The 21,978-nt window shown below is 66.4% G+C and carries 15 protein-coding genes; 10 read left to right on the forward strand and 5 right to left on the reverse strand.

Translation table 11 applies throughout. The features are described 5' to 3' along the window. Positions 1-161 precede the first annotated feature (161 nt). From ACQR1F_RS29060 to ACQR1F_RS29080, 5 genes are all read left to right on the forward strand, one after another. The gene (locus tag ACQR1F_RS29060; RefSeq protein WP_315805085.1) at positions 162-2,486 is read left to right on the forward strand and encodes a sensor histidine kinase; all 2,325 of its coding nucleotides are present in this window, start codon (positions 162-164) and stop codon (positions 2,484-2,486) included. 1,193 nt (positions 2,487-3,679) lie between these two features. Continuing rightward, a complete protein-coding gene (locus ACQR1F_RS29065) occupies positions 3,680-5,020 on the forward strand; it encodes a hypothetical protein (RefSeq protein ID WP_434847671.1) in 1,341 nt (446 codons plus the stop codon). Between the two features lie 99 nt (positions 5,021-5,119). Then, positions 5,120-5,458: an antibiotic biosynthesis monooxygenase gene (locus ACQR1F_RS29070; RefSeq protein WP_315805083.1), complete on the forward strand. Its 339-nt coding sequence runs from the start codon at positions 5,120-5,122 to the stop codon at positions 5,456-5,458. Positions 5,459-5,794: 336 nt separating this feature from the next. Beyond that, positions 5,795-6,307 (forward strand): isoprenylcysteine carboxyl methyltransferase family protein, encoded by a 513-nt coding sequence (locus tag ACQR1F_RS29075; RefSeq protein WP_434914325.1) that lies wholly within the window; start codon positions 5,795-5,797, stop codon positions 6,305-6,307. 114 nt (positions 6,308-6,421) lie between these two features. Next, positions 6,422-6,763, forward strand: a complete 342-nt coding sequence (locus ACQR1F_RS29080; RefSeq protein WP_434848298.1) for an antibiotic biosynthesis monooxygenase — start codon at positions 6,422-6,424, stop codon at positions 6,761-6,763. Between the two features lie 57 nt (positions 6,764-6,820). Here ACQR1F_RS29080 and ACQR1F_RS29085 read toward each other — a convergent pair whose 3' ends face one another. After that, positions 6,821-7,714 (reverse strand): LysR family transcriptional regulator, encoded by an 894-nt coding sequence (locus ACQR1F_RS29085; protein WP_316238669.1) that lies wholly within the window; start codon positions 7,712-7,714, stop codon positions 6,821-6,823. A gap of 274 nt (positions 7,715-7,988) precedes the next feature. Between ACQR1F_RS29085 and ACQR1F_RS29090 the strand changes: the two genes are divergently transcribed. The 5 genes from ACQR1F_RS29090 to ACQR1F_RS29110 are packed head-to-tail and all read left to right on the forward strand — an operon-like array spanning position 7,989 to position 14,005. Further along, positions 7,989-8,465, forward strand: coding sequence for a formate dehydrogenase subunit gamma (locus ACQR1F_RS29090; RefSeq protein WP_434914328.1), 477 nt, complete (start codon positions 7,989-7,991; stop codon positions 8,463-8,465). Continuing rightward, a complete protein-coding gene (locus ACQR1F_RS29095; RefSeq protein WP_315805079.1) occupies positions 8,462-10,018 on the forward strand; it encodes a formate dehydrogenase beta subunit in 1,557 nt (518 codons plus the stop codon). Before ACQR1F_RS29090 ends, ACQR1F_RS29095 begins: the two co-directional genes overlap by 4 nt. A 25-nt stretch (positions 10,019-10,043) precedes the next feature. Further along, entirely contained in the window at positions 10,044-12,923 is a 2,880-nt protein-coding gene (gene fdhF / locus ACQR1F_RS29100) for a formate dehydrogenase subunit alpha (protein ID WP_316182737.1), read from the forward strand. A gap of 1 nt (position 12,924) precedes the next feature. Next, positions 12,925-13,773, forward strand: coding sequence for a formate dehydrogenase accessory sulfurtransferase FdhD (fdhD, locus tag ACQR1F_RS29105; protein ID WP_434837928.1), 849 nt, complete (start codon positions 12,925-12,927; stop codon positions 13,771-13,773). Then, a complete protein-coding gene (locus tag ACQR1F_RS29110; protein ID WP_315777578.1) occupies positions 13,763-14,005 on the forward strand; it encodes a formate dehydrogenase subunit delta in 243 nt (80 codons plus the stop codon). Before fdhD ends, ACQR1F_RS29110 begins: the two co-directional genes overlap by 11 nt. A 24-nt stretch (positions 14,006-14,029) precedes the next feature. Here ACQR1F_RS29110 and ACQR1F_RS29115 read toward each other — a convergent pair whose 3' ends face one another. The 4 genes from ACQR1F_RS29115 to ACQR1F_RS29130 form a co-directional block, all read right to left on the reverse strand. Further along, positions 14,030-16,987 carry a bifunctional [glutamine synthetase] adenylyltransferase/[glutamine synthetase]-adenylyl-L-tyrosine phosphorylase gene (locus tag ACQR1F_RS29115; RefSeq protein WP_434914326.1) on the reverse strand — a complete coding sequence of 986 codons (2,958 nt, stop codon included), beginning with the start codon at positions 16,985-16,987 and terminating at the stop codon, positions 14,030-14,032. Next, positions 16,984-18,444: a sensor histidine kinase gene (locus tag ACQR1F_RS29120; protein WP_316238672.1), complete on the reverse strand. Its 1,461-nt coding sequence runs from the start codon at positions 18,442-18,444 to the stop codon at positions 16,984-16,986. The genes ACQR1F_RS29115 and ACQR1F_RS29120 overlap by 4 nt, the downstream gene beginning before the upstream one ends. After that, positions 18,428-19,108 carry a response regulator transcription factor gene (locus ACQR1F_RS29125; RefSeq protein ID WP_315726077.1) on the reverse strand — a complete coding sequence of 227 codons (681 nt, stop codon included), beginning with the start codon at positions 19,106-19,108 and terminating at the stop codon, positions 18,428-18,430. The genes ACQR1F_RS29120 and ACQR1F_RS29125 overlap by 17 nt, the downstream gene beginning before the upstream one ends. Before the next feature lie 271 nt (positions 19,109-19,379). Continuing rightward, positions 19,380-20,963 (reverse strand): Do family serine endopeptidase, encoded by a 1,584-nt coding sequence (locus ACQR1F_RS29130; protein ID WP_434914327.1) that lies wholly within the window; start codon positions 20,961-20,963, stop codon positions 19,380-19,382. Between the last annotated feature and the right edge of the window lie 1,015 nt (positions 20,964-21,978).

The following is a 21,978-nucleotide window of genomic DNA, read 5'->3' on the forward strand; positions in this document are numbered from 1 at the left end:
CATTTCGCCATGGCAAATCCGCATTGGATAAGATTTATTAGCTTTTGCCAAATCGTTGACTCTCGACAGCCCGAGAAATCTGGATTCAAATCAACTTGATTCGGAAGCGGCTGGGGCTCTTTCGAAATTCGGGTATCCAAGAAGTTTCGGGGGTCTACAGCATGACGCGTGCGCATGCCGCGAACGCGTGCGTCCAATCTTCTGATTCCATCAAGGGGTTGGCGCAATCGATCGCGAAACCGGCCTATCAAAGGCTGCTGACTGCTGAGCCGGTATTGCGTCGTGCTGTCCCTACTTTGATCATCGCCTTTCTCGTCACCATCTGCCTCGGCGCTTTCGTCCAGGTGCTCGACCAGAGCCGTCAGAAGCGCGGCGCGACCAAGCGCGACCTGGCCGCGATCTCCGACCTGCTCGCCGACCGCATCGGCAATCTGGCGATGCGCCCGGACCGCATCGCCCATATCGAGCACCTGCAGAGCCTGCTGCCCGACCTGATCCCCGCCTGGGGCGCAGCGCCCGGCCGCCACGTGATCGTGACCGGCGCCGACCACCGCATTCTCGCCCGGGTTCCGGTCGACACCGGACTCGGCGAGAACGACCGTATCCTCGACCTGATCTCCACCGCGCAGCTCCTGGCGACGCCGGGCCTGCAGGGCGCCGTCACCGAGATCACGCTGCCGAACGGCCGTCCGGCCTTCGCGGTGTCGCAGTTGATCAAGGCGCTGCCTGGCCGCGTCGTGGTGATCCAGGAGAAGCTCGAGCCGATCTGGGGCTCGGACGCCGCACTCTCGGTCACGCTGTCGGCGACGACGGGCTTCGTCGTGCTGATCCTCGGCTTCGCCTTCCACTGGCAGTCGACCCGCGCCCGCGAGGGCGACCTGATCAACGACGCCGTGCGGGGCCGCATCGACACCGCGCTCAATCGCGGCCGCTGCGGGCTGTGGGACTGGGACCTGTCGCGCGGCCGCATCTTCTGGTCGAACTCGATGTTCGCGATGCTCGGCCTGGAAAACCGCACCGACCTCCTCACCTTCGGCGAGGTCAACGCGCTGGTGAACTCGGACGACATCGACCTGTTCGAGATCGCTGACCAGCTCGTCGCCGGCGACATCCACCAGATCGATCAGAGCTTCCGGATGCGCCACACCGAGGGTCACTGGATCTGGCTCCGGGTGCGTTGCGAGCTCAGCCAGGGCACCTCCGATTCCGGCCTGCACCTGATCGGCATCGCCGTCGACGTCACCGAGCAGAAGAGCCTGGTCGAGAAGACCGTCGAGGCCGACCTCCGCCTGCGCGACGCGATCGAGACGATCTCGGAAGCCTTCGTGCTGTGGGACGCCAACAACCGGCTGGTGCTGTGCAACTCGCATTTCCAGAAGCTGCACAAGCTGCCGGACTCCGCCGTGATCCCCGGCACCTCCTATGAGACCGTCATCGAGGTCGGCAAGATGCCGGAGATCCGCACGCGGCTGCACGATCACAGCCAGCAGGCGCCGGGCGGCCGCACCTTCGAGGCGCAGCTCGACGACGGCAGCTGGCTGCACATCAGCGAGCGCCGCACCAAGGACGGCGGCTACGTCTCGGTCGGCACCGACATCACCCGCATCAAGGAGCACGAGCAGAAGCTCGTCGACAACGACCTGCGCCTGCGCGCCACCGTGATCGACCTGCAGCGCTCGCAGAGCGCGCTCGAGCGCCAGGCGATCGAGCTTGCCGACCTCGCGGAGAAATACTCGCAGGAGAAGACCCGCGCCGAGGAAGCCAACCAGACCAAGTCGAAATTCCTCGCCAATATGAGCCACGAGCTGCGCACGCCGCTCAACGCCATCATCGGCTTCTCCGAGATCATGGGCAGCGGCATGTTCGGCTCGCTCGGCTCCGAGAAGTACCAGGAATACTGCCACGACATCCTGACCTCCGGTCAGTATCTGCTCGAGGTGATCAACGACATCCTCGACATGTCGAAGATCGAGGCCGGCCGTATGAAGCTCGACATGGAGCCGCTCGACCTCGCCAAGACGCTGGCGGAATCGCTGCGCGTCGTCTCCGGTCGCGCCCTGGACAAGAGCCTCGTCCTCGACGCCGACATCGGAGGCAGCATCCCCGTCGTCGCCGACCGTCGCGCCACCAAGCAGATCATGGTCAACCTGCTGTCGAACGCGGTGAAGTTCACCCCCGAAGGCGGCCGTGTCACGATGCGGAGCCGCGTGTTCGAGGACAAGGTCGTGCTGATCATCGCCGACACCGGCATCGGCATCCCCGCGCAGTCGCTGGCGCGGCTCGGCCGGCCGTTCGAGCAGGTCGAGAGCCAGATGACCAAGACCTATCACGGCTCCGGGCTCGGCCTCGCCATCGCCCGCTCGCTGGCCCAGCTGCACGGCGGCTCGATGCGGCTGCGCTCGCGGCTGGAGTGCGGCACCGTCGTCCGCGTCACCCTGCCCCGCGACGCGTACAAGGCGACGGCGAGCATCTCGGTCGCGGCCTGAGGGGCATGCGCGATGCCGTAGGGTGGGCAAAGGCGCGCCCGTGAAGCTGCGTGTCGAGCAGCGCTTCATCGCGCGCCGTGCCCACCGATGTTCACGACGCAGACGGTGGGCACGCGCCGCCTGACGGCGCCGCTTTGCCCACCCTACGGCAGCGCGCCCAACTACGAACTCTGGTCGTACCCTGTCTGCATCGACAACCACCGCCGTCGTCCCGGCCTTGAGCCGGGACCCATAACCCCAGGCAGCCGTTTGAGGCACGCTCGTCAACCAACTCGCATCTCACACCCGCCGCGGAGTATTCGTCCCGGGTCGGCGCCGCAACGTGCTCTCGCGCGACGCGGCTTGCCCGGGACGACACGCGAAAGATCGGATTTACGTCTCATACAGCCATGCATTCGAACACCGTGGACGCTTCGAACATGACACCGCGGTCTCGCGGCACACGATGCCCGAGTGATGCGATCAGTCATGCCCTTCGAATTGCAAAGGGAGCAGGGAAGGCCAGGCGTCGGCTGACGCCTGCGGGCCGCCTGCGAGAAAAAATGCAGGCGGCAGGTACCACAGGTGCAGCCGGACAAACCCGGCCTTCCCTGCGCGATGGTCTTCACGCTTATACGCAGTCGCCCTGGTGCGCCGGCTTGTTGGCCACCATTCCCGCGCGAAGCCAAGCCTCGCTCCGAGTTGGACACCAGCTTCGGGGTGTCAGGCCGCTGCGACTTCACGTCCGCAAGACATCCGTTCGTCCGCGCCATCCTGAGACGACGCTGCGAACGCCCGCGGCCACCGCATCCCCGCCTCGCGTGTCGTGACGATCGCGCGCAACGCCCCTTTGCTTGAGGCGGGATGGACATAGGAAGACACAGGATTTTAATTCTGAAAAGCAGAATATTTTTCACTGGCAATCTTGACAGAGCGTCGCACGTTGATTTCGCTTGCGAATTCTATATCTCGGCGCAGGCCCGCGGGGATACGCGAGACCTGTTCGCAAGGCATCTCGAGGCCTCGTCTCGCTCGACGGGCGACTCACCCCGCGCTCGCGACCGCGTTACGCAATGAGATCCCGCGAACATGACAAGGCGGTGCTACGCCGATGGACTTGATCATCAAGCCCTTAACTCTTTGCCTGCAGATTGGAGGTCTGCAACCGGGAGGCTGGGTCTTCCCATGGCCTGTCGCCAAAGCATGGTGCACCAATGCTTCGCCGCCTTCTTCTGCTTCTGCTCGACGTGGTCCTCTCGGCTGGCATCGTATTCCTCGTATCACTTGCCGAAGCAGCTCTGTTTGCGTCACTCCCGAACAGCCTCGTCTTCGTGGCGATGTTTGCATCGCCGCTTCTTTTGATTCCCCTAGGTCTGGCCTGCGCTCCCTTTTTGGCGATTCCGCTCTATGGGCTCGTAAAGGGCCGCTACGGCTTTCTGTTGGGTCCCATCGTCCTTGCCGGCGCCATTTATCTCCACTCCTCGTGGCGAGTGCAGCAAGATGAAGCTGCACTGGTCGAGATGGCTGTGCCGCGGCAGCAGCCCGACAAGCAGAACCACGCCCTTCTCGCGATCGAAAGCTCGAAGTCCTATGAGGACGCCAGCATTCGCGTGCTCGCCACGTCAGCTCACGAGGTGGCGTTGAAGTCCACCGGCTATGGCCGGATCGATTGGACGCTGTATCGGCCGGCGGATGGCACGGCGTGTCTCGCACCGGAGAATGCCGTCCGCGCGCTCGACTTTCTCCGTCTCGGTTATCCAGGAAAGTGCGCCACGAAAAGTTCGGTCGTCGATTTCGATGATGGCCTCTTCCTTTCGGAGAGAAACCATGACGGCAGATATTGGCTGGCGGCGGACGACCTGCCGATCCGCTTCCACGGCTATGTCTACGAACTTCTGGAACGAAACTCCGGACATAGCCGCGTCCTGGCCCGACGGATCAAGGGGACCATGGACATGAAGTGGGTTCTTCCACTGGCCCTGTTCGAGAAGCGACCAACCCCTGTGGAGGCTGGTCCGCCGGTCGATGGCGAGGTGCTTCTGGCCGAGTCGATCGGTGTCAGTCGCGATGCCCTCCGACACCCGGTCGATCCGTTTCCCTACGACGAGGTCCTGATCGGGATTGAACAGTATTTCGGTCGACAGCAGTTGGTCGGCTCTGGCGCGAGTACGCTCGAAGCCATGGCCGTCGATCGCTGGAGGAATATCGCGCTTCTGGAATACACGCAATTTCCCGACCGCATCAAGGGGCGCATGCTCGGCCTGTTCGCGAGTCGCGATCCTCTCCGGGTCGCACTGGGTCTCAGCCTGTATCGCGCCGTAACGCCGCTTTCCGCTCCAGGCTGGGCTGGAGCCGACGAGCTCCTGTTCGACCTCATCGGTGTGCCGGTTTCGGGACACGCAGAGGCCGTGCTGCAAGGTCTCCTGGAGCGACAGTTCGCTCCGGAACGCAAAGACATTTCACCTGAGTTGAGGGCCAGCGCCAGGATGCGTTCCAACGACCCTGGCCTCAAATCTTGGCAGCGCGAGTTGTTGGCGAGGATCGGCGGCGCCTGATCCGCACGTGGCAGTCGTCGACGGCGATCAGCAATTATTGCCAAGTTTGGCGGACCTCACTGCGCGAGAGTCGAGATCGCACTGTCGAGGGACAATCTGATGCTAAAGCGTATCTGGTGCGGCTGGAGCACTCCCGCAAATGCCGATGCCTATGAGGACCTGCTGCGCGCGGCGATCTTTCCAGGGATCGAGGCCCGGAACATCGCGGGGTTTTTGAGCATCGAGCTGCTGCGCAGGCCGATCGACGGCGGCGAGTTCGCGACGATCATGACGTTCGCCGATCAGGCGGCGGTGGTGTGCTTCGCCGGTCCGATGCATGAGACAGCCGTGGTGCCACCGGCAGCGCAACGGCTGCTCAGCCGCTATGACGGCCAAGCCGCGCATTATGAGCTAAGGATCACGGGCCAGGCGCAAGCTCAGCATTCGGGGAGCGCATGAGCCCTCGCCGGCCGATGGCACTAGCGAGGCCTACCTGCAGCGCCGACCATCCCTGCGGCGGCAGCCTGGATTGCTTCGCTGCGCTCGCAATGACGGGTGGAGAGAGGCGTATGCTGTCACGACTGATGATGCGTGCCCAGGCACGGACGCGGCGGATGATGCCCAGGAATGCGATCGGCTTGCCCTTCAGAAGGGCAGCGCGGGCTGCATGACGCAGGTGGATGACCGCATCATGACATCGCTTCGTGCTTGGTAAGCAACATGAGCGGAACGTGGTATTGACGCACCTACGCATGGGCAACTAAGGCAATCGCTCCGAGAACTGGAGTACCGCGTGTGATCATCGCCTTTATCGTTGCCGCCTTCGCCTATCGCTTTGCCATGCTCGGCATCTCGATCCGCAACGAGAAGCGGCTGCGCGCCGAAGGCGCCGTCGAATACGGCGCATCCGTGTCGCGCTGGCTGGCCATCGTGCATGTCGCCTTCTATCTCGCCGCGACGGCCGAGGGCCTCGTCCGGGATGCACCGCTCGACGCCGTCAGCATCATCGGTTTCGTGATCTATCTGTTCGGCGCGGTGATGCTGCTCGTGGTGTCGCAGTTGCTCGGTCGCCTCTGGACCGTCAAGCTGATGCTCGCGCGCGACCACGCGCTGGTGACCCATCCGCTGTTCCGGATCGTGCGCCACCCGAACTACTTCCTCAACATCCTGCCTGAGCTGATCGGCTACGCGCTGACGCTGCACGCCTATGTCACGCTCGTGGCCGGCCTGATCATCTATGCCGTGCCGCTGACCTTGCGGATCCGGCAGGAGGAGAAGATCATGCGGGAGCAATTTGCGGCCTACTGAGCGGAGGCAGCCGCTCCGCGAGTTCGCAGCGCGGACCGCAACTTTCACCAAGTCCGGCGCTCGACGCCCGTGCAAGGGTTCGGTGACCATCATCGGACCCAAAGGAGCATCGCGATGCTGAAGCGGATTTGGCACGGCTGGACCAGGGCGGTGGATGCCGATGCCTATGAGGAGCTGCTGCGGTCGACGATCTTTCCAGCCATCGTCGATCGGGCAATCGAAGGATTTCTAGGCATCGAGCTGCTGCGCAGACCGCTGGAGGCCGAGGTCGAATTCGTGACGATCATGACCTTCGCAGATCAGGCGGCGGTGGTTCGCTTTGCGGGTCCAGCCCATGACGCGGCGGTGGTTCCGCCCGCGGCGCGGAAGCTGCTCAGCCGCTACGACGGCCATGCCGCGCATTACGAGCTCCGGGCCACGCGCCACGCGCAAGGCCAGAGCTCCGCGACCGCATGAGAGCCCGAAGTCCGCCGATGACGCCGGCGAGGTCGGGTGACGGTGCCGACATGCGCCTCACGCCTGCAGGCTGGGCGCGACCTCGCGCGCCACCTGCACCAGGGCCGCGATCAGCGGGGTCATCGGGTCGCGCTGCGGGATGACGAGGCCGATCTGGTAGTTGATCACGGGATCGACGATCGGGATCGAGCGCACCTTGTCGGCGAGGCCGAGCGTCTCGGCCAACTTGGCCGGCATCACGCTGGCCCAGCGGCCGGTCTTTACATGGGTGTAGAGCACGAGCAGCGAGTTCGAGGTGAGCGTCGGCGTGACGTCGTTGCCGGCGGCGCGCAGCGCGCGGTCGATGATGCGGCGGTTCTGCATATCGGGCGTCAAGAGGCACAGCGGCACCTGCCCGACATCCTTCCAGGTCACCTGCTCGCGATCGCCGAACATGGCGTCGGGCGCCGTCAGCAGGCGGTAGCTCTCGTTGTAGAGCGGGATGGTTCTGACACGGCCGATCGGCTCGTTCTCGATGTAGGTCAGTCCGGCGTCGACCTCGAGGTTCTCCAGCAGTCCCAGCACGTCGGCCGAGGTGCACGACATGATGCGGAACCGGACCTCCGGATGCTTGGCGCGGAACGGCGTCGTCAGCGACGCAACCATGCCGAGCACGGTCGGCACCGCCGCGATGCGGATTTCGCCGGATAGCTTGTCCTTGAGGCCATTGATCTCCTGGCGCATCGCCCGGAAGTCGCCGACGATCCGGCGCGCCCAGTCGAGCGTCCGCTCGCCCTCGGGAGTGAATCCCTGGAACCGCGATCCCCGCTGCACCAGCATGACGCCGAGGATCTCCTCCAGTTGCTTGATGCTGGTCGACATGGTCGGCTGGGTGACGCCGCACGCCTCCGCCGCCCGGCCGAAATGACGCTCCTTGGCCAGCGCCAGCAGCAGTTCGAGCTTGTCGATCAAGAGGGCGGCCTTCCAGCGGTTGAACGGCCCGGTTCCACGCGTTTTCGGCGGCTGCCGGCCAGGGTGAAACCTATCACGACGAGGGTGTCGCCGACACGGTAAAACGCGGCCGCAAGCCGGTCGCGCGAAGGCCCGTTTTTCGTCAACTTCTAGCTATCTCTCGATTGCGTTTCGCTATCGCAGCACGGGACTGCTTTATTGATATCTTGAGCAATTCCAATTTGGATGTGCGAAACGCTTGCAACGCAGAATCGGGATCAGGATGACGCCCAAGATGACGCCGATGTACGAAAGTTGGGACGCGGCGCGCGGCGCCGAGATCATCGCCGAACATAGCAAGATGGAGGGAGCAACCTTGCCCATCCTCCATGCGTTGCAGGAGACGTTCGGCCACGTGCCGGAGGATGCCATTCCGATGATCGCATCCGCTTTGAACCTCTCGCGCGCCGAGGTTTACGGCGTGTTCACGTTCTACCATGATTTCCGGGCCAACAAGGCCGGTCGTCACGTGCTCAAGCTGTGCCGCGCCGAGGCCTGCCAGGCCGCTGGCGGCGACGCCCTCGCGGCCCGCGCCGAAGCCAAGCTCGGCATTGCCATGGGCAACACGACGGCCGATGAGCGCGTCACGCTCGAGCCGATCTACTGCCTCGGCCTGTGCGCCACCGCGCCATCGGCGATGCTCGACGGCCGGCTGGTCGGCCGGCTCGACGAAGCCCGGATCGATGCCCTCGTCTCGGAGGCCCAGCGATGAGCGTGCGTCTTTTTGTCCCGTGTGATGCCGGCGCACTCGCCGTCGGCGCCGATGAGGTCGCCCACGCGCTGCACAAGGCGGCGCTGGAGCGGAAGGTCGATATCGAGATCGTGCGCAACGGCTCGCGTGGGTTGTACTGGCTGGAGCCGCTGGTCGAATTGGAGACGGCGCAGGGCCGGTTCGGCTTCGGACCGGTGACAGCAGACGACGTTCCGTCGCTGCTCGACGCTGTTATCGCCGACAAGTCGCACAAGCTCTCGCTCGGCCTGACCGAGGAGATCCCGTGGCTGAAGCGGCAGACCCGCCTCACCTTCGCCCGCTGCGGCATCATCGATCCGCTGTCGCTCGACGACTACCGCGCCCATGGCGGCTACAAGGGCCTGACGCGCGCCCTGTCGCTGACGCCTGACGCCGTGATTGCCGAGGTCACCACCTCCGGCCTGCGCGGCCGCGGCGGCGCCGGCTTTCCGACCGGCATCAAGTGGAAGACGGTGTCGCAGACGGCAGCCGACCGCAAATACGTCATCTGCAACGCCGACGAAGGCGACAGCGGCACCTTCGCCGACCGCATGCTGATGGAAGGCGACCCCTTCGTCCTGATCGAAGGCATGACGATCTGCGGCATCGCGGTGGGCGCCACCAAGGGCTACATCTACACGCGTTCGGAATATCCGCACGCGATTGCGACCATGGCCAAGGCGATCGACATCGCCAGGAAGGCGGGCCTGCTCGGCGACAAGATCGCGGGCTCGAACTATACGTTCGAGCTGGAGGTCCGCACCGGCGCCGGCGCCTATGTCTGCGGCGAAGAGACCGCGCTGATGGAGAGCCTCGAGGGCAAGCGCGGCATCGTGCGCGCCAAGCCGCCGCTGCCCGCCCATCATGGTTTGTTCGGCAAGCCGACCGTGGTCAACAACCTGCTGTCGTTCGCCGCGATCCCGTTCATCCTCGACGAGGGCGCCAAGGCCTATGCCGATTTCGGCATGGGACGCTCGCGCGGCACGATGCCGATCCAGATCGCCGGCAACGTCAAGTTCGGCGGCCTGTTCGAGACCGCGTTCGGCATCACGCTGGGCGAACTGGTCGACGACATCGGCGGCGGCACCTTCACCGGCCGTCCCGTTCGTGCGGTGCAGGTCGGCGGTCCGCTCGGCGCCTACTTCCCACGCGCCCTGTTCGACACGCCGTTCGACTACGAGGCGTTCACCGCCAAGGACGGCCTGATCGGCCATGGCGGCATCGTCGTGTTCGACGACACCGTCGACATGTCGAAGCAGGCGCGCTTCGCGATGGAGTTCTGCGCCATCGAATCCTGCGGCAAGTGCACGCCCTGCCGCATCGGCTCGACGCGCGGCGCCGAGACCATCGACAAGATCCGCCGCGGCGAGCGCGTCGCCGAGAACATCGCCCTGGTCGAGGACCTCTGCGGCACTATGAAGCTCGGATCGCTCTGTGCACTCGGCGGCTTCACGCCCTACCCTGTGCTCTCGGCGCTGAAGCACTTCCGCGAAGATTTCGGCCCCCAGCAGCCGCGCCTGCAGGCTGCGGAATAAGATATCGGGAACAAGGACACCGACCATGTCGCTCATCCACGAAACCGATTACGGCACGCCGCTCTCCAAGTCCGAAAAGATGGTCACGCTCACCATCGACGGCCAGAGCATCACCGTTCCCGAGGGCACCTCGATCATGCGCGCGGCCATGGAGGCCGGCACGCAGATCCCGAAGCTGTGCGCGACCGACATGGTCGACGCGTTCGGCTCGTGCCGCCTCTGCCTCGTCGAGGTCGAGGGCCGCGCCGGCACGCCGGCCTCGTGCACCACGCCGGTGGCCGCGGGCCTCGTCGTGCACACCCAGACCGAGCGGCTGAAGAAGCTGCGCAAGGGCGTGATGGAGCTTTACATCTCCGACCATCCGCTCGACTGTCTGACCTGCGCCGCCAATGGCGATTGTGAGCTGCAGGACATGGCCGGCGCGGTCGGCCTGCGTGACGTGCGCTACGGCAACCAGGGTGAGAACCACGTGTTCGCCGACGCCTGCGGCGAGGCCAATCCGGCCTGGCTGCCGAAGGACGAGTCCAACCCCTATTTCACCTACGATCCCTCCAAGTGCATCGTCTGCTCGCGCTGCGTCCGCGCCTGCGAGGAGGTCCAGGGCACGTTCGCGCTGACCATCTCCGGCCGCGGCTTCGACAGCCGGGTCTCGCCGGGCATGAGCGAGAGCTTCCTCGGCTCGGAATGCGTCTCCTGCGGCGCCTGCGTGCAGGCCTGCCCGACCGCGACCCTGACCGAGAAGAGCGTGATCGAGATCGGCCAGCCCGAGCACTCGGCCGTCACCACCTGCGCCTATTGCGGCGTCGGCTGCACCTTCAAGGCCGAGATGCGCGGGGAGGAAGTGGTGCGCATGATGCCGTACAAGGACGGCAAGGCCAATCGCGGCCATTCCTGCGTCAAGGGCCGCTTCGCCTGGGGCTATGCGACCCACAAGGAGCGCATCCTCAAGCCGATGATCCGCGAGAGCATCGACCAGCCCTGGCGCGAGGTCTCCTATGACGAGGCGTTCAAATTCGCCGCCGACAAGATGCGTGGCATCCAGGCGAAGTATGGCCGCGACTCGATCGGCGGCATCACCTCGTCACGCTGCACCAACGAAGAGACCTATCTGGTGCAGAAGCTGATCCGCGCCGGCTTCGGCAACAACAACGTCGACACCTGCGCCCGCGTCTGCCATTCGCCGACCGGCTACGGCCTTGCCACCACCTTCGGCACCTCAGCCGGCACGCAGGACTTCGACTCGGTCGAGGACAGCGACGTCATCATGGTGATCGGCGCCAACCCGACCGACGCGCATCCGGTATTCGGCTCGCGCATGAAGAAGCGGCTGCGCCAGGGCGCCAAGCTGATCGTTGTCGATCCGCGCAAGATCGATCTCGTGAAGTCGGCGCATGTCGCGGCCGACTACCATCTGCCGCTGCTGCCCGGCACCAATGTCGCGATCCTGACCGCGATGGCGCATGTGATCGTGACCGAGGGCCTGGTCAACGAGACCTTCGTGCGCGAGCGCTGCGACTGGAGCGAATTCCAGGATTGGGCCGAGTTCGTCGCGCTGGAGAAGAACAGCCCCGAAGCGGTCGCAAAGATCTCCGGCGTCGATGCGGAAGCGATCCGCGGCGCCGCCCGGCTCTACGCCACCGGCGGCAACGGCGCGATCTATTACGGCCTGGGCGTCACCGAGCACAGCCAGGGCTCGACCACGGTGATCGCGATCGCCAACCTCGCAATGGCGACCGGCAATATCGGCCGCCGCGGCGTCGGCGTGAACCCGCTGCGCGGCCAGAACAACGTGCAGGGCTCCTGCGACATGGGCTCGTTCCCGCACGAGCTGCCGGGCTACCGGCATATTGCGGGCGACGCGGTGCGCGAGCAGTTCGAGGCGATGTGGAACGTCAAGCTCAACCCCGAGCCGGGCCTGCGCATCCCCAACATGTTCGACTCGGCGATCGAAGGCACCTTCATGGGCCTCTACGTGCAGGGCGAGGACATCCTGCAGTCCGATCCGAACACCACGCATGTGGTGCAGGCGCTGTCGTCGATGGAATGCGTCATCGTGCAGGACCTGTTCCTGAACGAGACCGCCAACTACGCCCACGTGTTCCTGCCCGGCTCGACCTTCCTGGAGAAGGACGGCACCTTCACCAATGCCGAGCGCCGCATCCAGCGCGTGCGCAAGGTGATGACGCCGCGCAATGGCATGGCCGACTGGGAGGTCACGATCGGCCTCGCCAAGGCCATGGGCTTCGAGATGACGTACAACCACCCGTCCGAGATCATGGACGAGATCGCAGCGCTGACACCGACCTTCACCGGCGTCTCCTACCAGAAGCTCGAGGAGATGGGCTCGGTGCAGTGGCCCTGCAACGAGAAGTATCCCGAGGGCTCGCCGATCATGCATGTCGACGGCTTCGTCCGCGGCAAGGGCAAGTTCGTGGTCACCGAATATGTCGCGACCGACGAGCGCACCGGCCCGCGCTTCCCGCTGCTACTCACCACGGGGCGTATCCTGTCGCAGTACAATGTCGGCGCCCAGACGCGGCGCACCGACAACGTGGTGTGGCATGGCGAGGACGTGCTGGAGATCCATCCGCATGACGCCGAGCAGCGCGGCATCCGCGACGGCGACTGGGTGCGGCTGACGAGCCGCGCCGGCGAGACCACCTTGCATGCGCTGATCTCGGAGCGCGTGGCGCCGGGCGTGGTCTACACCACGTTCCACCATCCGCTGACCCAGGCCAACGTCATCACCACCGATTACTCGGACTGGGCGACCAATTGTCCGGAGTACAAGGTCACGGCGGTGCAGGTGTCGCAGTCCAACGGTCCGTCGGACTGGCAAAAGGCTTATGACGAGCAGGCCCGCAACTCGCGCCGCATCGCCCCGGTCGTGGAGGCGGCGGAGTAGCATGACCGATGCAGTGCGCATCGCGGATCGTCTGGTCTGGCGCGACGGAGCCCTCACCGAGGGCCACCGCCGCGTGCCGGAGGAGACTGCGGTCGCGCTGACCTACAATGGCGGCACCCAGGCCGTCATGATGGCGACGCCGCAGGACCTCCGCGACTTCGCCATCGGCTTCAGCCTGAACGAAGGTCTTGTCACGAGCCGCGACGACATCATCTCGCTGGACGTCGTCGAGCTGGATGACGGCATCGAGCTCAGGATGTGGCTGCCCGACGCTCTCGCCGAACGCCTGGCCGAGCGCCGCCGCAACATCGCCGGCCCCACCGGCTGCGGCCTGTGCGGCATCGATTCCATCAGCGAAGCGGTCCGGCCGGCAGCGCATGTCCCCGACGGCCGGCGTTTCACGCCGCGCGACGTCATGGCGGCCCTGGCGGCGATCGAGCCGCTGCAGAAGCTCAACCACGAGACCCGCGCGGTGCACGCCGCCGCCTTCTGGACGCCGGCGCGCGGCATCGTCGCGCTCCGCGAGGATGTCGGCCGCCACAACGCCCTCGACAAGCTCGCCGGCCACCTCGCGCAAGCGCGCTGTGCGGCGAGCGAGGGCCTCGTGATCCTGACGAGCCGCGTCTCGGTCGAGCTGGTGCAGAAGGCGGCTGCCATGGGCGCCCCCATCATGATCGCGGTGTCAGCGCCGACCGCGCTCGCCATTCGCATGGCGGACGCCGCGGGCATCACGCTCATTGCCGTGGCCCGCAACGACGGCTTCGAAATCTTCACCCATCCCGACCGGATCGTCGCGGGCGCCGAGACCGGCGCGCGACCAACAGAGACGGACAACACCCATGTCGCATAACCCCTCCGAGCGCCTCGTCTACATGGCCAACCAGATCGGCAAGTTCTTCCAGAGCCAGGGGCAGGAGAAAGAGGTCGCCGGCGTCGCCGAGCACATCAAGAAGTTCTGGGACCCGCGCATGCTCAAGACGATCTATGCGCACCACGATGCCGGCGGCGCCGGCCTCGACCCGGCGGTGAAGGAAGCGATCGGCCGGCTGAAGCAGGCGGCGGTCGCCAAGGAAAAGGCATAGGCGGCCGTCCGACCGCGCTCCCGGTCATCCCTCCACGAGGGCGGTGAACACGCGCCGCACCTCGGTCTGCGTCTCGCGCAGCCGCGCCTCGAGCGCCGAGAAATCCGGCGCGTCGCCTGCGCGGGCCATCACCCGCAGCAGGTCCTCGCCGGCCTGATCCGGCCTGAACTTGTCGCTGACGCACAGCCGCACGATCTGCGTCAGATCGTGATACAGCCGCGCGGCCTGGCGCAGGATCACGGCTTCGGCCCGCGGCAAAACGCCGAGCCGCTCGGCATTGTCGAGCACCGCGAGCGTGCTGACGTCGAGGATCTCCGGCGTCGTCGCCGCATGCACGAGCTGCAGATATTGCGCGACGAAGTCGATGTCGACCATGCCGCCGGCGGCATGCTTGAGGTCCCACAGATCCGCCTCGCCCTTCTCGGCCGCGATCGCGCGGCGCATGTCGGCGACATCGCGCGCGATCGCGCTCCTGTCGCGCACCCGCCGCAGCGCAGCCTGGATGATTTCCTCGATCCGAACCCGAAACGCCGGCGAAGCCGAGATCACCCGCGCCCGCGTCAGCGCCATGTGCTCCCAGGTCCACGCCTCCTGCTCCTGATAATGCGCAAAGGAGTCGATGTGCGAGGCCAGCGGGCCGGCGCGGCCCGACGGCCGCAGCCGCATGTCGATGTCGTAGAGCACGCCGTAATTGGTGCGCGAGGTGAAGGCTGAGATCAGCCGCTGAGTGAAGCGCGCGAAGTAGTGGGCGCCCTGCAGCGAGCGCTCGCCGTCGGAATCCGGGGCATCGCCGTCGAAATCATAGAGCAGGATCAGGTCGAGATCGGACGAGGCCGTCATCTCGCGGGCCCCGAGCCGTCCCATCGCGACGATCGCGGTCTCCTGGCCCTTGATGCGGCCGTGCTGGGCGGCGAAGCGCTCGGTCACGAGATCATGCACGGTGTGCACGATGCCCTCGGCGACGTCGGCGAACGCGGTGCCGGCCTGCTGCGCCGACACCGTGCCGGAGAGGATGCGCGTGCCGATCAGGAACAGGCTTTCCTGGCCGAACAGCCGGAGACGATCGAGAAACTCCTCATAGGTCCCGGCATCCTGCAGCGTCGAGGCCAGCCGCTCGGACAATTCGCGCCGGTCCGGGATGGCGCCGAAGAAGCGCGGATCGATCAGGCCGTCCATCAGCCGCGGCTGCCGCGCCAGCATGTCGCCGAGCCGCGGCGCAGCGCCTAGCACGAGCGCGACGAGCGCAACGAGATCACGGTTCTGCCCGAGCAGGGTGATCAGGCGGCCGCCGAGCTGCAGCGCCTGCAGGAAGCGGTCGAAGGCCACGACGGCGCGATCCGGCTCGTCGGCATGCGCGAGACCATCGATCAGCGCGGGCAGGAAATCGGTGAACGCGGTGCGCGTCGCATCCGCACGGAACACGCGGTACTCGCCCGCCAGCCATTGCTGCAGGGTCTTGGCGACCATCACCGGATCGCGGAAGCCCAATCCGGCAAGATGCTCCATCAGGCGCGGCTCGTCAGGCCCGGCGCCATAGTTCACCGCGGGCAGGCTGACGGTGCCGGTCGGATCGCCCTCGAACAGCCGCGCGTAATGTCCCTGCACGATGTCGAGATGGAACAGCAGATCAGCCGCGAACCGCTCGCGGCTCTCATAGCCGAAGAAGCATGCGAAGCGGCTCACGCCCTCGACATCGTCGGGCAGGCTGTGGATCTGCTCGTCCGCCATCATCTGCAGGCGGTGCTCGACCCGGCGCAGGAACTCATAGGCCGTGGTGAGCTCGTCGCGCGCCTGCTCCGTGATCCAGTTGCTGGCCGTGAGCACGTCGAGCGCCTGGAGCGTCGGGCGCACGCGCAGCTCGGGATGACGGCCGCCGGCGATCAGCTGCTGGGTCTGGGCGAAGAACTCGATCTCGCGGATGCCGCCGCGGCCGACCTTGACGTTGTGGCCTTCGACCGCGATCTCGCTGTGGCCGCGATAGACCTGCATCTGCCGCTTCATGTCGTGGACGTCGGTCAGCGCCTGGAAGTCGAGATGCTTGCGCCACACGAACGGCGACAGCTCGGCCAGCATCGCCTCGCCCGCGACGACGTCGCCGGCACAGACCCGCGCCTTGATCATCGCGGCGCGCTCCCAGGTGCGGCCCTCGCGCTCGTAGTAGTGCAGCGCCGCCTCGGTCGACATCGCCACCTGCGTCGAGGCCGGATCCGGCCGCAGCCGGAGATCGACGCGGAACACGTAGCCGTCCGCGGTGCGGCTCTGCAGCAGCCGCGCCATCGCCTGGGTCACGCGGACGAAGAACGGCTGCGGCTCGATGTCGCGCGCCAGCGAATTGACCTCGGGATCGAAGAACACGATCAGGTCGATGTCGCTCGAATAGTTGAGCTCGCCCGCGCCCATCTTGCCCATTGCGAGCACGAACAGGCCGCTGCCCTGCTCCGGATCGTCGGCATCGACGGGCGCGAGCCGGCCGCGCACCGTCTCCAGGCGCAACAGGTACCGCAGCGCCATCTGCACCGAGGACACCGCGACGTCGGTCAGCCCCGCCGTCACCTGCATCACCGGCCAGACGCCGCCGATGTCGCACAGCGCGATCAGGAGCGCCGCCTCGGATTTCAGCCGGCGCAAAAGGCTCATCACCTCGGCTTCATTGGACGCGGCAAACACCTCGCGGCCGGTGCGGGCGATCAGCTCGGAAAGATGCGCCTGCGGCTCGCAGCGCAAGAGACGGTCGAGGCGATGGCCGTCGGCGCGGACGAGATCGAACAGATAGGGCGAGCTGTCGGCAATCCCGAGCAGGATGGTGCGGGCCCAGCCGCCGGCGAGAAGCGGGCGGAGCGAGGCGGCCAAGGACGGCTCGAGCTCGGCGAGCCACTCGTTGAGACGGAGTTCGGCTTTGTCGGGCGCACGGACATGTGGGCCGGCAACGAAACGTTCGGCCAGCATCTGCCCGTCCGCGTTTCCCGGCGCGGATGAGGTCATGCGGCCTTCTGTGGCACATCCTGCGCCGGCGCCGCAAGCTTCGCGGGTGCGCCTGCGCCGGCCGGCAGCACCAGGGTCGCGACCAGGCCCGGCCTGGCATCGCCGAGCCGGAGCTCGCCGCCATGCAGGGTCGCCACCGCGGCGGCGAGGCTGAGGCCGAGGCCCGACCCCGGCAAGGTGCGGGACGCCTCCAGCCGCACGAAGCGCTCGACGGCGTGCTTGCGCTCGGCCTCGGGAATGCCCTCGCCATGATCGGTGACGCTGAGCAGCACCTGCCCGCCCTCGCGCCGGGCCTCGATCAGGATCTCGCGGCTGTCAGCGGCGGCGGCGGGATCGAGCGGCAGCGCGGCTGGCTTGCCGTATTTGATCGCGTTCTCGACGAGATTGGCGAGCGCCTGGCTGATCAGCTCGCGATTGCCGTGCACCGGCGCAGCCGCGGCCTTGACCCGCAGGGTCATTTCGTTGTCCTCGGCCAGCGGCTCGTACAATTCGTGGATGCCGCCGGCGACCTCGGCCGCATCGAACTCGACCATGTCGCCGCGCGCCTGCCCGGACTCCGCCCGCGCGATCATCAGCAGCGCGTTGAAGGTGCGGATCAGGCCGTCGGATTCCTCGATCGTCCGCTCCAGCGCGGCGCGATATTCGTCCTCGGAGCGCGACTTCGCCAGCGCCTCCTCGGCGCGGTTGCGCAGCCGCGTCAGCGGCGTCTTGAGATCATGCGCGATGTTGTCGGAGACCTCCTTGAGGCCGGTCATCAGCGCCTCGATGCGTTCCAGCATGGCGTTGAGATTCTCCGCCAGGCGATCGAGCTCGTCGCCGCTGCGCCCGACCGGCAGCCGGCCGGAGAGATCGCCATCCATGATCCGCCGCGTCGTGCCGGTCATCGCGTCGATCCGGTACAGCACGCGCCGCGCGACGAAGATGCCGCCGCCGATGCCGAGCACCACCACGACCAGCACCGACCATTGCGCCGCCTTGGCGACGATGCCGAACAGGCGGCGGCGCTCCTCGAGATCGCGGCCGATCAAAAGCCGAAAGCCGCTGGAGAGCTGGGTGACATAGACCAGCGCGCGGTGGCTGTGCTCGGTGCTGTCGTCGAGCCGCCGGTAGAACGTCTCCGACCAGCCGGACGAGCCCATCACGCCCGGCGCCAGCGAGCCGACATTGCCGGCGATCGCCTGCCCGCTCGGCGTGGTGATCAGATAGAGATTGGCGCCCGGCCGCAGCGCGCGGCTCTCGATCGCGCCGACGATGCCGCGCAGGCCCCAGCGGGCGAAGATGTCGGTCATCTCGCTGATCTCGGAGGTGACCGTGGTCGAGATCTGCTCGGTGATGAGGCGGCGGGTGTTCCAGGCGAAATAGCCGAGCAGCGAGGCTGCGAACAGCGCAAACAACAGCAGATAGACCAGCGTCAGCCGGAACGCCGTGGTGCGGATCAGCTTACCGAAGGCCGTCACGGATCATGTACCCCGCGCCGCGGATGGTGTGGAGCAGCGGGCGGTCGAACCCCTTGTCGATCTTGGAGCGCAGCCGCGAGATGTGGACGTCGATCACGTTGGTCTGCGGATCGAAGTGATAATCCCAGACGTTCTCCAGCAGCATCGTGCGCGTCACCACCTGGCCGGCATGCTTCATCAGATATTCGAGCAGGCGGAACTCGCGCGGCTGCAGGGTCAGCTCGTCCTTGCCGCGGGCGACGCGATGCGACAGCCGGTCGAGCTCGAGGTCGCCGACCTTATAGGTGGTCTCCTCGGCCGGGCCGCCATGGCGGCGCGACAGCACCTCGACGCGGGCCAGCAGCTCGGCAAAGGCGTAGGGTTTCGGCAGATAATCGTCGCCGCCGGCGCGCAGGCCCTTGATGCGGTCGTCGACCTGGCCGAGCGCCGACAGGATCAGCACCGGCGTCCGGTTGCCCTTGTCGCGCAGCGCGCCGATCAGCGACAGGCCATCGCGCTTGGGCAGCATGCGGTCGACCACCAGCACGTCGTAATCCCCGCTCTCGGCCATGGCGAGCCCCTCCTCGCCGTCGCTGGCGAGGTCTGCGACATGTCCGACCTCGCGGAACGCCTTGACCAGATAGTCGGCGGACTCGCGGTCGTCTTCGATGATCAGGAGGCGCATTGCGGAAACGGGGGCGGCGGTCACGGTTGGATGTCCATCTACATGGACCGGCCGCCGTTTCCGTGCAAGGCGGCATGGGCCCGGGGTTGATCGGCAGCAAAGTGGGCGGTGAGGCTGGGGGACCTCACCGCCCGAGTTCCTTCCGACGGAGGGGGGCATTATCCAACGGAAGGTTTGCGGGAGCGGAACTTGAAGCCCGCCCCCAGGAAGAGCCGCCGGTGCGGGGGCACATGCCGGCGGTCTCCCATCTCGTGAGGGCCTTAGCCCTCCCTTAGCCCTTGGCCAGCGGCACCGCGACGAAGCGCGACTGGCCGCCGCTCTTCACACGCATCAGCACGCTGTTCTTGTTGTCGGCCTTGGCGGCGTTGATGGCCTCGCGCACGTCACCGGCCGAGGTCACCGACTTGCCGGCCACTTCGAGGATGACGTCGCCTTCCTTGAAGCCGCGATCGGCAGCGGCGCTCTTCGGATCGACCTCGGTGACGACGACGCCCTCCTTGCCGGCGCCGGCGACGCTCGACGCGGGCGCCACCGTCATGCCGAGCTTCGGCACGTCGGCGCCGCGGGTCGGGCTCGCATTGTCGCCGCCGGTGTCGGCCTTGGCCTCGATGGTGTTCGGCAGCTTGCCGAGCGTCAGGTTGATGGTCTTGTCCTCGCCCTTGTGCAGGACGTTGAGCTTGACCGAGGCGCCCGGCGCGATGCCGCCGATGGTGCGGGCGAGCTCACGCGCGTCCTTCACCGGCTCGCCGTTGACAGCGGTGATGACGTCGCCGGACTGGATGCCCGCCTTCGCCGCCGGACCGTTGGCCTGGGGCTCGGCGACCAGCGCGCCCTCGGCCTTCTTCATGCCGAGGCTGTCGGCGATGTCCTGCGTCACCGGCTGGATCTGCACGCCGATCCAGCCGCGGCTGACCGAGCCGTTGTCCTTGAGCTGCGCCACCACGCTCTTCACCGTCGAGGCGGGGATCGAGAACGCGATGCCGACGCTGCCGCCGGACGGCGAGTAGATCGCGGTGTTGACGCCGACGACATTGCCGTCGACATCGAACGCCGGACCGCCGGAATTGCCCTTGTTCACGGGCGCGTCGATCTGGATGAAATCGTCATACGGGCCGTTGCCGATGTCGCGGCCGACCGCCGAGACGATGCCGGCCGTCACCGTGCCGCCGAGGCCGAACGGGTTGCCGACCGCCAGCACCCAGTCGCCGATGCGCGGCTTGCCGTCGGCGAGCTTGGCGAACGAGAAGTTCGAGCCGCCCTCGACCTTGATCAGCGCCAGATCCGTGCGCGGATCGGTGCCGATCACCTTGGCGCTGTAGGTCTTGCCGTCGTCGGTCGTCACCTCGACCTTGTTGGCGCTATCGACCACGTGGTTGTTGGTCACGGCATAGCCGTCGGCGGAGATGAAGAAGCCGGAGCCCTGCCCGGTCACGGCGCGACCGCCACCACGGCCGCCGCGGCCCGGCATGCCGGGAATGCCGTTCTCACCGCCGAAGCGGCGGAAGAAGCGCTCCATCGGCGAGCCCGGCTGGAACGGCAGATCCTCGTCGCTATCGTCCTTCGACACCTTCTCGGCGATGTTGACCTTGACCGAAATCACCGACGGCTTCACCCGCTCCACGATGTCGGCAAAGCCGACCGGGCGCGCGACCTTGCTGACCTCGTTGGCGACCTGCGCATGCGCCGAGGTCGAGAACAGGTCGAGCGGCGCCCCCTGCGGCGACAGGCCGTAGGCGGCAACACCGAGGCCCGCGACCACGGAGGCCATCAGCGCGAACTTGCGCGCCGAGAACAGCCCGCGCCGGGACTGGCGATAGGATGGAAGCGAGGACAGGTCGGTCGGACGGTCGGTCATACGGTTTTCTCCGCAAGTGATTTTGGTCAAGGTCTAAACGTGTGTCCCGGGCTGTGCGCCCCGTTCGCAAGTGAAGATGGGGCCTGGAGCCTTACGGCGTGCTGGCTGCGGCGTTAAACTTCTGTAATGGATGGACACACAGACTGCGGCGGAATGGCGCGGATGGCGGAGCGCGGACGAAAAGACGTTTACGCCCAATAACTTGCCAACGTCCCGACCGCCCCGTCGCGGCCATCATTTTGGCCGGTCCGACCAAAGTCGTAACCCTCGTAGGGCGGGTTAGCCGCAGGCGTAACCCGCCGCCTTTCCGACGACGCCGGAGCCATCCGCCCGCGCCGGAGCCAGCTCCGGCGGAATACGCTGCGCTAGTCCGCCCTACCCGTCCGGTGCACCAGGCTGGTCGCGTGTCCCAACCACCGGTCGACTCCACCTGGACCATCCGGCGCAAGCTCCCGCCGCACCTCCACCTGTCATTCCCCGCGAAAGCGTGGAATCCAGTACGCCGCAGCCTATCGATCGAATACGACCGTCTCGGCCTACCGGATCCCCCGCTTTCGCGAAGGATGACAGCGGAGTGTTTGGCGACCCCGCCCGCGCCAAACTCCGTCATTGCGAGCGAAGCGAAGCAATCCAGAGTCGTGGGCGGGACCCTGGATTGCTTCGCTTCGCTCGCAATGACGCAAGCGGCGACCATCCCGATCCACATTGTCAAACAGCACGTGGAGAAAACTAACAGCAACCCGAGCAGCATCGCCCTCGCGACGCACTCCGCGCCCGAGCCATGCCCGACATCTCGCCCCCCAGCTAATAGAGGGCGCAGGGAAGACCGGGAGCTTGCCGCCCCCATGGCCCCCGTGCGGACAAAAAGCACGGGGTAGGAACCACAGGTTCGGCTGAGACATCCCGGCCCTCCCTGCGCGATGGTTTTAACATTTATACGTGCTCTTGTGTGTTCGAAACCTGCCAGAATGTGCGAACGGGCGGTTCTGACCAACCGCCCGTCGCTGGATCTGAG

It is taken from the genome of Bradyrhizobium sp. HKCCYLS3013, assembly GCF_051167615.1.
Classification (GTDB): Bacteria; Pseudomonadota; Alphaproteobacteria; order Rhizobiales; family Xanthobacteraceae; genus Bradyrhizobium.

Bases quoted from the DNA above. Each gene is read 5' to 3' on its own strand.
- ACQR1F_RS29060 (WP_315805085.1), top strand. From the start codon at position 162: ATGACGCGTGCGCATGCCGCGAACGCGTGCGTCCAATCTTCTGATTCC.
- ACQR1F_RS29065 (WP_434847671.1), top strand. From the start codon at position 3,680: ATGCTTCGCCGCCTTCTTCTGCTTCTGCTCGACGTGGTCCTCTCGGCT.
- ACQR1F_RS29070 (WP_315805083.1), top strand. From the start codon at position 5,120: ATGCTAAAGCGTATCTGGTGCGGCTGGAGCACTCCCGCAAATGCCGAT.
- ACQR1F_RS29080 (WP_434848298.1), top strand. From the start codon at position 6,422: ATGCTGAAGCGGATTTGGCACGGCTGGACCAGGGCGGTGGATGCCGAT.
- ACQR1F_RS29090 (WP_434914328.1), top strand. From the start codon at position 7,989: ATGACGCCGATGTACGAAAGTTGGGACGCGGCGCGCGGCGCCGAGATC.
- ACQR1F_RS29095 (WP_315805079.1), top strand. From the start codon at position 8,462: ATGAGCGTGCGTCTTTTTGTCCCGTGTGATGCCGGCGCACTCGCCGTC.
- fdhF (WP_316182737.1), top strand. From the start codon at position 10,044: ATGTCGCTCATCCACGAAACCGATTACGGCACGCCGCTCTCCAAGTCC.
- fdhD (WP_434837928.1), top strand. From the start codon at position 12,925: ATGACCGATGCAGTGCGCATCGCGGATCGTCTGGTCTGGCGCGACGGA.
- ACQR1F_RS29110 (WP_315777578.1), top strand. From the start codon at position 13,763: ATGTCGCATAACCCCTCCGAGCGCCTCGTCTACATGGCCAACCAGATC.
- ACQR1F_RS29115 (WP_434914326.1), bottom strand. From the start codon at position 16,987: ATGACCTCATCCGCGCCGGGAAACGCGGACGGGCAGATGCTGGCCGAA.
- ACQR1F_RS29125 (WP_315726077.1), bottom strand. From the start codon at position 19,108: ATGCGCCTCCTGATCATCGAAGACGACCGCGAGTCCGCCGACTATCTG.
- ACQR1F_RS29130 (WP_434914327.1), bottom strand. From the start codon at position 20,963: ATGACCGACCGTCCGACCGACCTGTCCTCGCTTCCATCCTATCGCCAG.